The sequence below is a fragment of the Streptomyces sp. NPDC020299 genome (assembly GCF_044387825.1).
Lineage (GTDB): Bacteria > Actinomycetota > Actinomycetes > Streptomycetales > Streptomycetaceae > Streptomyces.
This window is the reverse complement of the sequence record NZ_JBIRWL010000035.1, coordinates 1-12,348: the sequence shown is the minus strand read 5'-3', so window position 1 is coordinate 12,348 and position 12,348 is coordinate 1. Positions and strand designations below refer to the sequence as shown.

Sequence of the window (12,348 nt, the reverse complement as noted above, 5' to 3'; positions counted from 1 at the left end):
AACAACACCCACTTGTGGTGTGTTTTGTTGTTTCTGTTGGGGGCGGGCCCCCCCCCAACACCCTTGCGGCGGGCCCCCCCCGGGGGGGCCCCCCCCCGCTTCTCGCATGCCAGAACTGAATCAGGCGCGGAACCAGACGCTGGATCAGACGTTGAAGCCGAGCGCCCGCAGCTGCTCGCGCCCGTCGTCCGTGATCTTGTCGGGGCCCCACGGCGGCATCCAGACCCAGTTGATGCGCAGCTCGTTGACGAGGCCGTCCGTGGCGGACTTGGCCTGGTCCTCGATGACGTCCGTCAGCGGGCATGCCGCGGAGGTCAGGGTCATGTCGATCGTCGCGATGTTCGCGTCGTCGACGTGGATGCCGTAGATCAGGCCGAGGTTGACGACGTCGATGCCCAGCTCGGGGTCGACGACGTCGTACAGCGCCTCGCGGAGTTCTTCCTCCGAGGCCGGCTTCATCTCAACGGTCTCGCTCATGCCGTCTTCCTTTCGGCGTCGGCTCCGTCCAGGGCCTGGGCCGTCGCGTCCTTCCACGCCATCCAGCTCAGGAGAGCGCACTTGACCCGGGCGGGGTACTTGGAGACACCGGCGAACGCGACCGCGTCCTCCAGGATCTCCTCCATCGCGTCGTCGGGCTCGATCTTGCCCTTGGACTGCATCAGCTCCAGGAAGGTCTCCTGGATCGTCCGCGCGTCCGCCAGGTCCTTGCCGACCAGCAGCTCGTTCAGCACGGAGGCGGAGGCCTGGCTGATGGAGCAGCCCTGGCCCTCGTACGAGACGTCCTCGATCTTCGTGCCGTCGTACCTCACTCGGAGGGTGATCTCGTCGCCGCACGTCGGGTTCACGTGGTGCACCTCGGCGTCGCCATCCCGCAAGCCCCGCCCGTGCGGGTGCTTGTAGTGGTCCAGGATGACTTCCTGGTACATCGAGTCCAGCTTCACGGTTTCAGCTCACGCCCTTCAGCCGAAGAAGTTCCGTACGTGCTCCAGGCCGTCGACCAGAGCATCGATCTCGGCCGGCGTGGAGTACAGATAGAACGACGCTCGCGTGGTCGCGGGAATTCCGTACCGCAGGCAGACGGGTCGCGCGCAGTGGTGGCCGACGCGGACCGCGATGCCCTGCTCGTCGAGGACCTGGCCCACGTCGTGCGGGTGGATGTCGCCCAGGGTGAAGGAGATCGCGGCCCCCCGGTCCTCGGCCGTGGTCGGGCCGATGATCCTCAGGTCCGGGACCTCGCCGAGCCGCCGCACGGCGTACTCGGTGAGCGCGTGCTCATGGGCGAGGATCTTGTCCATGCCGATCGACGACAGGTAGTCGATCGCCGCGCCCAGCCCGACCGCCTGGGCGATCGGCGGGGTGCCGGCCTCGAACTTGTGCGGCGCCGGGGCGTACGTCGAGGAGTGCATCGACACCGTCTCGATCATCTCGCCGCCGCCGAGGAACGGAGGCAGGTCCTCCAGCAGCTCCTGGCGGCCCCACAGCACGCCGATGCCGGTCGGGCCGCACATCTTGTGGCCGGTGAAGGCCACGAAGTCGGCCTGGAGGGCCTGTACGTCCAGCGGCATGTGCGGCGCGGCCTGGGAGGCGTCGATGCAGACCAGCGCGCCGACTTCCTGGGCGCGGCGGACTATCGCCTCGACCGGGTTCAGGGTGCCCAGGATGTTCGACACCAGCACGAAGGAGACGATCTTCGTCTTCTCCGTGATGACCTCGTCGATGTTGGACAGGTCCAGGCGGCCGTCGTCGGTCAGGCCGAACCACTTCAGCTTCGCGCCGGTGCGCTGCGCGAGCAGCTGCCACGGCACGATGTTGGAGTGGTGCTCCATCTCCGTGATGACGATCTCGGTCTCGTGGTCCACCCGGTAGGGCTCGTCGGCCCAGCCGAGCATGTTCGCCACGAGGTTGAGCGACTCGGAGGCGTTCTTGGTGAAGATCACCTCGTCGCGGCTGGGCGCGTTGATGAACTCGGCGACCTTGTCGCGCGCGCCCTCGTACAGCGCCGTGGCCTCCTCGGCGAGCACATGCACACCGCGGTGGACGTTGGCGTTGTAGCGCTCGTAGTACTCGCTCAGGGCGTCCAGCACCTGGCGCGGCTTCTGCGAGGTCGCCGCGTTGTCCAGGTACACGAGCTTCTTGTCGTCGTGGACCAGCCGGTCCAGGACGGGGAAGTCCTTGCGGATCGCCTCGACGTCGAGGAGGCCCGGCAGCTGTGTCACGCGGATGCGCCACCCTTCGTGTATGCCTCGTAGCCCTCGTTCTCCAGCTTGTCGGCGAGCTCGGCGCCGCCGGACTCCACGATGCGGCCGCCGGAGAAGACGTGGACCTGGTCGGGCTTGATGTAGCGCAGGATGCGCGTGTAGTGGGTGATCAGCAGGGTGCCGACCTCACCGGTCTCGCGGACGCGGTTGACGCCCTCGGAGACGATGCGCAGCGCGTCGACGTCCAGGCCGGAGTCCGTCTCGTCGAGGATCGCGACCTTCGGCTTGAGCAGCTCGAGCTGGAGGATCTCGTGGCGCTTCTTCTCACCGCCGGAGAAGCCCTCGTTGACGTTGCGCTCGGCGAAGGACGGGTCCATGTTGAGGCGCTCCATGGCCTCCTTGACCTCCTTCACCCAGGTGCGCAGCTTGGGGGCTTCGCCGCGGATGGCGGTGGCGGAGGTGCGCAGGAAGTTGGAGACCGAGACGCCGGGGACCTCGACCGGGTACTGCATCGCCAGGAACAGGCCCGCGCGGGCACGCTCGTCGACGGACATCTCCAGGACGTCCTCGCCGTCGAGGGTGACGGTGCCGCTGGTGATCGTGTACTTCGGGTGACCCGCGAGCGAGTAGGCGAGGGTCGACTTGCCCGAGCCGTTGGGGCCCATGATGGCGTGCGTCTCGCCCTGCTTCACGGTGAGGTCGACGCCCTTGAGGATCTCCTTCGTGGCGTTGTCGGCCTCGACGGTGACGTGCAGGTCTCGGATTTCAAGCGTTGCCATGGGTGCCTCAGGACTCCTTGAGGGAGACGAGAACGTCGTCCCCTTCGATCTTTACGGGGTATACGGGGACGGGGCGCGTCGCGGGAAGGCTGTCGGGCTTTCCGGAGCGGAGGTCGAAGCGCGAGCCGTGCAGCCAGCACTCGATGTGGCAGTCGTCGACCTCGCCCTCGGAGAGCGAGACGTTCGCGTGGGAGCAGATGTCGTTGATGGCGAACACCTCACCCTCGGTCCGCACGACCGAGACGGGCGTGCCGTCGATCTCCACCCGCTTCGGGGTGTCGTCCTCCAGCTCGCTCAGCCCGCAGACTCGCACGAATGCGTCGCTCATGCGACCGACGCCTCCAGCTCTTCCTCGATCTTGGCGATGAGGCGCTCCTCGATGTCCGCGACGCCGATCTGCTGGACCAGCTCGGCGAAGAAGCCGCGGACGACGAGGCGGCGGGCGTCGTGCTCGGGGATGCCGCGGGCCATCAGGTAGAAGAGCTGCTCGTCGTCGAAGCGGCCGGTGGCGCTCGCGTGGCCGGCACCGGCGATCTCGCCGGTCTCGATCTCCAGGTTCGGCACGGAGTCGACCCGGGCGCCGTCGGTGAGGACGAGGTTGCGGTTCATCTCGTAGGTGTCCGTGCCCTCGGCCTTGGCCTCGATGAGCACGTCGCCGATCCACACCGCGTGCGCGTCGTCGCCCTGGAGCGCGCCCTTGTACGCGACGTTCGACTTGCAGTGCGGGGTGTTGTGGGTGACCAGCAGGCGGTGCTCCTGGTGCTGGCCGGAGTCGGTGAAGTACAGGCCGAACAGCTCGGCCTCGCCGCCGGTACCGGCGTAGGCGACGCGCGGGTGCAGGCGTACGAGGTCGCCGCCGAAGGTCACCACGAACGACTTGAACGTGGCGTCCCGGCCGATCAGCGCGTTGTGCTGACCGACGTGGACGGCCTTGTCGTCCCAGTCCTGGACGGAGACGACGGTCAGCTTGGCGCCGTCGCCCAGGATGTATTCGACGTTGGCGGCGAGCACGGCGTCACCGGTGTGGTCGATGACGACGACGGCCTCGGCGAAGGCTCCCAGCTCGATGACCTGGTGGCCGTAGGCGGTCCCGCCCTCGCCGTGCACGGCGATACGGATCGGCTCGGTGAGCACCGTCTCCTTGGGGACGGTGACCACGCCGGCCTTCTCGAACGCCGAGTACGCCTGGGCGGCGACGCGGTCCACGGGGGTGCCGGCCCTGCCGAGGCGGGCGTCGTCGCGGCCGACGGTCTCGACGGTCACGCCCTCGGGGGCCCGGACGTCCACCTTCACGCCGTCGCCGGTCGCGACCGCCGTGCCGTCGTGCAGCCCGCGCAGCCGCTCCAGCGGCGTGAACCGCCACTCCTCCTCGCGGCCGTGGGGAACCGGGAAGTCCGCCACGTCGAAGGACGGGGGCGCGCTCATGCGCGTGGCGACGGTCGACTCGGCGGCCACCGCGATCTGGCCCGCGGTGGTGGACCCCACGGGTGGGGGTCCCCCCGCCCGAACGGAGTTGAGGGTGGGGGAGTTCTGAGCCTCAGCCATGGCTGTCGGTCTGCTCTCTTCCTTCGTCAGAAAATTGCTGGCTGCTGTCCGTGGCGGGGTCTTAGCCGACCGCGCCTTCCATCTGCAGCTCGATCAGCCGGTTGAGTTCGAGGGCGTACTCCATGGGCAGCTCCTTGGCGATCGGCTCGACGAAGCCGCGCACGATCATCGCCATCGCCTCGAACTCGCTCAGACCGCGGCTCATCAGGTAGAAGAGCTGGTCCTCGGAGACCTTGGAGACGGTCGCCTCGTGGCCCATGGACACGTCGTCCTCGCGGACGTCCACGTAGGGGTACGTGTCGGAGCGGGAGATGGTGTCGACGAGCAGCGCGTCGCACAGCACGTTCGACTTCGATCCGGCGGCGCCCTCACCGATCTCGACCAGACCGCGGTACGAGGTGCGGCCGCCGCCGCGCGCCACCGACTTGGAGACGATGTTGGAGGACGTGTTCGGCGCCATGTGGACCATCTTGGAGCCGGCGTCCTGGTGCTGGCCCTCGCCCGCGAAGGCGATGGAGAGGGTCTCGCCCTTGGCGTGCTCGCCCATCAGGTAGACGGCCGGGTACTTCATCGTCACCTTGGAGCCGATGTTGCCGTCGATCCACTCCATGGTCGCGCCCTCGTAGGCCACGGCGCGCTTGGTGACCAGGTTGTAGACGTTGTTCGACCAGTTCTGGATGGTCGTGTAGCGGCAGCGGGCGTTCTTCTTGACGATGATCTCGACGACCGCGCTGTGCAGAGAGTCCGACTTGTAGATCGGGGCGGTGCAGCCCTCGACGTAGTGCACGTAGGCACCCTCGTCGACGATGATCAGGGTCCGCTCGAACTGGCCCATGTTCTCCGTGTTGATACGGAAGTAGGCCTGGAGCGGGATCTCGACGTGCACGCCCTTCGGCACGTAGATGAAGGAGCCGCCGGACCACACGGCCGTGTTCAGCGCGGCGAACTTGTTGTCACCGGCCGGGATGACGGTGCCGAAGTACTCCTTGAAGAGCTCCGGGTGCTCCTTCAGAGCGGTGTCGGTGTCGAGGAAGATGACGCCCTGCTCCTCCAGGTCCTCGCGGATCTGGTGGTAGACGACCTCCGACTCGTACTGGGCGGCGACACCGGCGACGAGGCGCTGCTTCTCGGCCTCCGGGATGCCCAGCTTGTCGTAGGTGTTCTTGATGTCCTCGGGCAGGTCCTCCCAGGACTCCGCCTGCTTCTCCGTGGAGCGCACGAAGTACTTGATGTTGTCGAAGTCGATGCCGGAGAGGTCGGAGCCCCAGTTCGGCATGGGCTTCTTCTCGAAGAGCTTCAGGCCCTTCAGCCGCAGCTTCGTCATCCACTCCGGCTCGGACTTCTTGCCCGAGATGTCACGGACGACATCCTCGTTCAGGCCGCGCCTGGCAGAGGCACCGGCCACGTCGGAGTCGGCCCAGCCGTATTCGTAGTTGCCCAGGCCCTCGAGTTCGGGGTGGGCAGTCTCCGTGGGGAGAGTCATGCGGGGTTCCTCCCGGCCGTGCTTGCGGATGCGTCGTTGGAAATCTTTGGGATGAACGTCGTGCAGACGCCGTCGCCATGCGCGATGGTCGCCAGTCGCTGGACGTGGGTACCCAGCAACTCGGCGAAGATCTCGGTCTCCGCCTCGCACAGTTGCGGGTACTGCTCCGCGACGTGCGCGACCGGGCAGTGGTGCTGGCACAGCTGCTCGCCGACCGGTGCGCTGCGCGCCGTAGCAGCGTACCCGTCCGCGCTCAAGGCCTTGGCCAGGGCTTCGGCGCGCTTGTCGGGCGTGACGGCCTCGATCGCCTTGCGGTACGCCCTCGCCTGCGCGGCGATCCGGGCCCGGGCGAAAGCGGTGACCGCCTCCTGTCCGCCCTCACGCTCGGCGATCCAGCGGAGCGCGTCCGCGGCGAGCTTGTCGTACGACTGGTCGAAGGCGTCGCGGCCGCAGTCGGTGAGCGCGAAGACCTTCGCGGGACGGCCGCGCGTGCGCGTGCCGTACACCCGCTGCTCGCGTGCCTCCACGACGTCGTCGGCGGTGAGCGCGTCCAGGTGACGCCGTACGGCCGCCTGGGTGAGTCCCAGTCGTCCGGCCAGCTCGGCGACGGTCGACGGGCCGTGGTCCAGGATGGACCGCGCGACCCGGTTGCGGGTGGACCGCTCCCCGGTCGCGAGCTCCTCCTGGGGGGTCCCCATGGGGGTCTCCCGAGCCTCGCCGACGTTTTTCACAACGCCATTGTTGCGTAATTCCGCGGAGGCAGGCAAGCGGCGTCCGAGTGGACCGACGGTGCCCTGCGTCACTTAGGTCTGCCTAATTTGACCTGCGGAAACGATCACTGATCGATCAAATCGGTGGCGCGTCCGGCTTGGGTCCGCGAGACTGCCGAACCATGCCGACACCCCCTCCGACCGGCCCACTCGTGACCCGCGACACCCTCTGCGCGGAGCTGCGCGCGCTGGGTGTGGAGCGCGGCGAGATCCTCCTGGTGCACTCCTCGCTCAGCTCGCTCGGCTGGGTGTGCGGCGGCTCCGTCGCCGTGGTCCAAAGCCTGCTGGACGCGGTCGGCCCGGACGGCACGATCGTCGTCCCCGCGCACTCGGGCGATCTGTCCGACCCGGCCCTGTGGAGCAGACCCCCGGTGCCACAGGCCTGGTGGGAGCGGATCCGGGCCGCCATGCCCGCGTACGACCCGCTGACCACCCCCTCGTACGGCGTCGGCGTGGTCCCCGAGACCGTACGGACCTGGCCGGGCGCCCTGCGCAGCGCGCACCCGCACACCTCCTTCGCGGCGCTGGGGGCACGCGCGGCGGAGATCGTCGACGGCCACACCCCCGACTGCCGGCTCGGCGAGCGCAGCCCGCTGGCCCGGCTGGAGGAGCGGGGCGCCCGGGTGCTGCTGCTCGGGGCCGGATACGACAGCTGTACGAGCTTCCACCTCGCCGAGTACCGGATACCCGCGCCGCTCGAGCAGGTCGGCCGGCCGGTGGCCGGCGGGGGCTGGGAGACGATGACCGAGGTGTCGATCAGTTCGGACCGCTTCGACGAGCTGGGCCAGGACTTCGAACGGGACCGTCCCGTGCGGCGGGGCAAGGCGGGCGCCGCCGACGTACGGCTGTTCCCGGTGGCGGACGCGGTGGCCTACGCCGAGCGGTGGCTGACGCTGCACCGGCCTCGCGAGGAGCAGATCCTGCACCCGCCCGCCTGAGCCACGGCACGGCCGACCCCATGCCCGGTGAGCGCGGAACCCACCCGGTCGCGCCCACGCCGAGCCCCCTGGCGGCGCCGCACCGGACCCTTGAGGAGGGATTTCGCACCCGCCCGCCTGAGTGCCGGCGCGCCTACCTAGACTCTGGCCCATGCGAAGTGAGCCCGTGGTCCAGGTCCACGCCTTGGTGAAACGGTATGGCACGAAGACCGCGGTGGACGGCCTCGAACTGGAGGCCGGGGCGGGTGTGACCGCCGTACTCGGCCCCAACGGGGCGGGCAAGACGACGACGATCGAGACCTGCGAGGGGTACCGGAAGCCGGACTCCGGCACGGTGCGCGTCCTGGGCCTCGACCCGGTGCGGGAGTCGGCCGCGCTGCGCCCCCGGATCGGCGTGATGCTCCAGTCGGGCGGGGTGTACTCCGGTGCCCGGGCCGACGAGATGCTGCGCCACGTGGCCAAGCTGCACGCGCACCCCCTGGACGTGGACGCCCTCATGGAGCGCCTCGGGCTCGGCTCCTGCGGCCGGACCTCGTACCGGCGGCTGTCCGGCGGCCAGCAGCAGCGGCTCGCACTGGCCATGGCCGTGGTGGGCCGCCCGGAACTCGTCTTCCTCGACGAACCGACGGCCGGGCTCGACCCCCAGGCCCGCCGGGCCACCTGGGACCTCGTGCGGGACCTGCGCACCGACGGCGTCTCCGTCATCCTCACGACCCACTACATGGACGAGGCCGAACAGCTCGCGGACGACGTCGCGATCATCGACGCCGGCCGGGTCATCGCCCAGGGCTCCCCCGAGGAGCTGTGCAAGGGCGGCGCCGAGAACACGCTCCGCTTCACCGGCCGCCCCGGCCTCGACGTGAGCTCCCTGCTGAAGGCCCTCCCGGCCGACTGCACGGCCGCCGAGCTGACACCCGGCGCCTACCGGGTCGTCGGCAAGGTCAACCCTCAGCTGCTCGCCACGGTGACCTCCTGGTGTGCCCAGCACGGGGTGATGCCGGACCGGATCTCGGTGGAGCGGCACACTCTCGAAGACGTCTTTTTGGAGCTGACCGGTAAGGAGCTGCGGTCGTGACCACCGTGGACACGTTCACCCCGAAGCCGGGCGCCGCGCCCCTGCCCCGCATGATCGCCGCCCAGGCCGCGCTGGAGACGAGGATGCTGCTGCGCAACGGCGAGCAGCTGCTGCTGACCGTCGTCATCCCGACGCTGCTGCTCGCGCTGTTCAGCTCGGTGGACATCGTGGACACCGGCGCCGGCAAGGCCGTCGACTTCCTCGCCCCCGGCATCCTGGCCCTCGCCGTGATGTCGACGGCGTTCACCGGGCAGGCCATCGCGACGGGCTTCGAGCGGCGCTACGGGGTACTCAAGCGCCTGGCCGCCTCCCCACTGCCCCGCTGGGGGCTGATGACCGCGAAGACGGCGTCCGTGCTGGTCACGGAGATCCTTCAGGTCGTCCTGCTGACGGTGATCGCCTTCGCGCTCGGCTGGTCACCCCACGGCAACCCCGCATCCGTCCTGCTCCTGCTGATCCTCGGGACCGCCGCCTTCTCCGGGCTCGGCCTGCTGATGGCGGGCACGCTGAAGGCGGAGGCCACGCTGGCCGCCGCCAACCTGGTCTTCCTGCTGCTGCTCGTGGGGGGCGGGGTCATCGTCCCGCTCGACAAGTTCCCCTCCGGCGTCCAGGACGCGCTCGGGCTGCTGCCCATCTCGGCGCTCTCCGACGGCCTGCGGGACGTGCTCCAGCACGGGGCCGGCATGCCGTGGGGCGACCTGGGGATCCTGGGCGTGTGGGCGGTCGTGGGGCTGGCTGCGGCGGGGCGGTTCTTCCGCTGGGAGTAGGCCGGAAGGTCCCGGACCGGACCCTCGTGAAAGCGTGCACAAGCGTCCCGCCTACCATGGACCCGTGCCTAAGCTGACCCCCACAGACGCCGCAGCGGCCCTGCGCAACCCCCTTTCCTTCATCGCCGCGCGCTGGACACCCGACCCCCGGACGGTCCGGCGGGCGGCGCTGGCCGCCCTCGTGATGTCGGTGATCCTCGTGGTGACCGGCGGTGCCGTACGGCTGACCGGCTCGGGCCTGGGCTGCCCGACCTGGCCCACCTGCACCGACGACTCGCTCACCACCACCCGGGCGATGGGCTTCCACGGCGTCATCGAGTTCGGCAACCGCATGCTGACGTACGTGCTGTGCGCGGCCGTCGGCTGGGCGATCATCGCCGCGCGGGCGCAGAAGCCGTGGCGGCGGAGCCTGACCCGGCTGGGCTGGGCGCAGTTCTGGGTGGTCATGGGCAACGCGGTGCTCGGCGGCATCGTGGTCCTGGTCGGTCTCAACCCGTACACCGTCGCGGCCCACTTCCTGCTCACCACGGCGCTGATCACCGTCGCCACGGTGATGTGGCAGCGCACCGGCGAGGGCGACGGGGTGCCGCGCCCGCTGGTCGGCAAGGCCGTGCAACAGCTGGTGTGGTTCCTGGTGGCCGCGTCCGTGCTGCTCATTGCGGTGGGCACGGTGGTGACCGGGGCCGGTCCGCACGCGGGTGACTCCACCGAGGTCAAGCGCATCCCGATCGACTGGGAGACCGTCTCCAAGCTGCACGCCGTGCTCGCCTGGATCGTGGTGACGCTGACCTTCGCACTGTGGTTCGTCCTGAAGGCGGTGGACGCGCCCAAGGGGCCGCTGGACCGGACGCGGGACCTGTTCCTGATCCTGCTCGCGCAGGGTGTCATCGGCTACGTCCAGTACTTCACGCACCTGCCCGAGGTCCTGGTCGGCCTGCACATGCTCGGCTCGGGCCTGGTGTGGATCGGAGTGCTGCGTGTGCTGCTGGCGCTGCGCGAGCGGCCTCAGGCGGTGCCGGACGTGCCGGGTCCGACGGCCGAGGCGGCGGTGGCCACGCGCGCGTGAGTCACGCGTAGGCCGCTTGAGCCACCCGTACGCCGCCACGGCTCACTCGAGTCCGTAGATCCTGCGGGCGTTGTCGACCGCCACCATCGCGGCCACCCGCTGCGCGTCCTCCGGGGACCACGCGCCCTCGGCCACCCAGGTGCCCAGCACCCGTCCGAGGGACTCGCGGAACAGCCGGGCCGCCACGACGTGCAGTTCGGGCAGGCCGTGGGCGCCGCTGGAGAAAAGGATCTTGCCGAACGGGGCCAGCTCCAGCACCTCGGCGAGGATCGTCGCGGCCCGGGCGCCGGTGCGGACCAGTGCGGCGCCCGAGTCGGCGTAGACATGCGGGAAGACGCCGGCGAGGTGGGCGGCGTGGCGGTGGTAGGGGTAGCCGTGCAGCAGGACCAGGTCGGTGCCGAGGCCCGCCGTGGCCCGCGCGAAGTCGGTCAGCAGGGCCGGGTCGGTACGGTCGATGCGCGGGCCCGGTTCCCCGAGCCCGGCATGCAGCTGGAGCGGCAGGCCCGAGGCGACCGCGATCCACAGCAGGTGCCGCAGCAGCACCGGGTCGCTCAGCTCGCCGCCGACCCGCCGCCCGGCCAGCCAGCGGCCCGCCGCGCCCCGCACCTCGCCGGGTCCGGGCGGTTCGGGCGCCAGCGCGAGGCCGTGCCGTAACCCGGCCACCGAGGTGAACGCGACGGCCTGCGCGGCGGCGCCGTGCACCGACTCGGCGAGATTGGCGAGGAAGGACTCGACGGTGCCGGAGGTGTCGGCGACCTGCTCGGCGAGGAGCTCCAGGCGGACGATCTCGCGGGCGTCGGCGTCACCCGCCGAGGCCAGCTCCGCGGGCCCGGTCAGATCGCCCGGCAGGCCGGTGTCGACCAGGTAGGTGGTGATGCCGCTGCCGCGCAGCAGCCGGCGGCCCACCTCCAGCACGCCCAGTTCACGGCGCCGGGCGAGATACCGCGCGGGAGCGCAGTGCGGCTCCAGGCCGAGCAGCGGCGGGCACCAGCGCCGTACGGCGAAACCGGTCTGCGTGTCGAAGAGCGTGGTGCCGGGCGCGGGCGGCCCCTCGGTACGGGCCAGCTGGGCCTCGAACGTGCCGAGGCCCAGCTCCGTGCGCAGAACGCCGTGGCAGTACTGGTCCACCAGGGACGGCGTTTCGATCATCCGGACTCCCCGTGACTGGACCTCGTCCTCCTACGGTCCTAACGGGTGAACCGGGTGTCAGGTGTTGCTCAGGAGTTGCTTGGCCCACCCACCTGGATTCCGGCCATGCGCGTCCACTCGTACGGGCCCGTCTTCACCTTGGCCGCGAACTCGCCGTCGAACGCCTCGTGGACGGTGATGCCCGCCTTCCGCACCGCCTGCTCGGCGATGGCGTGGCTGGGCGCCACCAGGTCGCCCCAGCCGCCGTCCTCGCCGACGAGCACGATCCGGGCACCGCGCTCACCGATATAGGCCACCTGGCCCTCGGCCCCACCGTGCGCCTTGGAGAAGGCCCCGATCCGCTTGGCGAGCTTCGCCACCGCGCGCTCGGCCTTCGGGTCAACCTGCTGCGTGTCTGCCATGGTCAGGATGCTACCGACGGGTAGATCAAACGGCGACGGGCGGGGGGGGGGGGGGGGGGGGGCCCCCCCCCCCCCCCCCCCCCGGGGGCCCCGCGGCCGGCCCCCCCCCCCCCCCCCCCCCCCCCCCCCGCCCACCCCCAGAAGCCCGTAAACCCCCACATCACACCCGGCAAAGGC

Annotated in this window: 14 protein-coding genes; 4 read left to right on the top strand and 10 right to left on the bottom strand. The window is 70.2% G+C overall.

What is annotated here, in order from left to right; translation table 11 throughout:
- Positions 1–144: 144 nt before the first annotated feature.
- The 8 genes from ACH45E_RS44675 to ACH45E_RS44640 form a co-directional block, all read right to left on the bottom strand.
- Positions 145–477 carry a metal-sulfur cluster assembly factor gene (locus ACH45E_RS44675; RefSeq protein WP_030677253.1) on the bottom strand — a complete coding sequence of 111 codons (333 nt, stop codon included), beginning with the start codon at positions 475–477 and terminating at the stop codon, positions 145–147.
- On the bottom strand, positions 474–941 hold the full coding sequence (sufU, locus tag ACH45E_RS44670; protein ID WP_361436987.1) for a Fe-S cluster assembly sulfur transfer protein SufU: 468 nt from the start codon (positions 939–941) through the stop codon (positions 474–476). Before sufU ends, ACH45E_RS44675 begins: the two co-directional genes overlap by 4 nt.
- A gap of 18 nt (positions 942–959) precedes the next feature.
- Entirely contained in the window at positions 960–2,216 is a 1,257-nt protein-coding gene (locus ACH45E_RS44665; protein ID WP_361436989.1) for a cysteine desulfurase, read from the bottom strand.
- Positions 2,213–2,977 (bottom strand): Fe-S cluster assembly ATPase SufC, encoded by a 765-nt coding sequence (gene sufC / locus ACH45E_RS44660; RefSeq protein ID WP_361436991.1) that lies wholly within the window; start codon positions 2,975–2,977, stop codon positions 2,213–2,215. Before sufC ends, ACH45E_RS44665 begins: the two co-directional genes overlap by 4 nt.
- 7 nt (positions 2,978–2,984) lie before the next feature.
- Positions 2,985–3,305 (bottom strand): non-heme iron oxygenase ferredoxin subunit, encoded by a 321-nt coding sequence (locus ACH45E_RS44655; RefSeq protein WP_361436993.1) that lies wholly within the window; start codon positions 3,303–3,305, stop codon positions 2,985–2,987.
- A complete protein-coding gene (sufD, locus tag ACH45E_RS44650) occupies positions 3,302–4,522 on the bottom strand; it encodes a Fe-S cluster assembly protein SufD (RefSeq protein WP_361436995.1) in 1,221 nt (406 codons plus the stop codon). The genes ACH45E_RS44655 and sufD overlap by 4 nt, the downstream gene beginning before the upstream one ends.
- Positions 4,523–4,583: 61 nt before the next feature.
- Positions 4,584–6,005 carry a Fe-S cluster assembly protein SufB gene (gene sufB / locus ACH45E_RS44645; protein WP_333774833.1) on the bottom strand — a complete coding sequence of 474 codons (1,422 nt, stop codon included), beginning with the start codon at positions 6,003–6,005 and terminating at the stop codon, positions 4,584–4,586.
- Entirely contained in the window at positions 6,002–6,736 is a 735-nt protein-coding gene (locus ACH45E_RS44640) for a winged helix-turn-helix transcriptional regulator (protein ID WP_361436997.1), read from the bottom strand. The genes sufB and ACH45E_RS44640 overlap by 4 nt, the downstream gene beginning before the upstream one ends.
- Before the next feature lie 161 nt (positions 6,737–6,897).
- Between ACH45E_RS44640 and ACH45E_RS44635 the strand changes: the two genes are divergently transcribed.
- The 4 genes from ACH45E_RS44635 to ACH45E_RS44620 all read left to right on the top strand — a co-directional run bounded on the left by ACH45E_RS44635 (position 6,898) and on the right by ACH45E_RS44620 (position 10,621).
- Entirely contained in the window at positions 6,898–7,713 is an 816-nt protein-coding gene (locus ACH45E_RS44635; protein WP_361436999.1) for an AAC(3) family N-acetyltransferase, read from the top strand.
- Between the two features lie 151 nt (positions 7,714–7,864).
- Positions 7,865–8,788 (top strand): ABC transporter ATP-binding protein, encoded by a 924-nt coding sequence (locus ACH45E_RS44630; protein WP_361437002.1) that lies wholly within the window; start codon positions 7,865–7,867, stop codon positions 8,786–8,788.
- A 50-nt stretch (positions 8,789–8,838) separates the two neighbouring features.
- Positions 8,839–9,555 carry an ABC transporter permease gene (locus ACH45E_RS44625; protein ID WP_361438185.1) on the top strand — a complete coding sequence of 239 codons (717 nt, stop codon included), beginning with the start codon at positions 8,839–8,841 and terminating at the stop codon, positions 9,553–9,555.
- Positions 9,556–9,619: 64 nt separating this feature from the next.
- Entirely contained in the window at positions 9,620–10,621 is a 1,002-nt protein-coding gene (locus ACH45E_RS44620; protein ID WP_361437004.1) for a COX15/CtaA family protein, read from the top strand.
- A gap of 42 nt (positions 10,622–10,663) precedes the next feature.
- On the opposite strand, the gene ACH45E_RS44615 is transcribed toward ACH45E_RS44620, so the two are convergent.
- Positions 10,664–11,770, bottom strand: a complete 1,107-nt coding sequence (locus tag ACH45E_RS44615) for an amidohydrolase family protein (RefSeq protein ID WP_361437006.1) — start codon at positions 11,768–11,770, stop codon at positions 10,664–10,666.
- A gap of 68 nt (positions 11,771–11,838) precedes the next feature.
- Positions 11,839–12,171, bottom strand: coding sequence for a hypothetical protein (locus ACH45E_RS44610; protein ID WP_361437008.1), 333 nt, complete (start codon positions 12,169–12,171; stop codon positions 11,839–11,841).
- Positions 12,172–12,348: the final 177 nt, after the last annotated feature.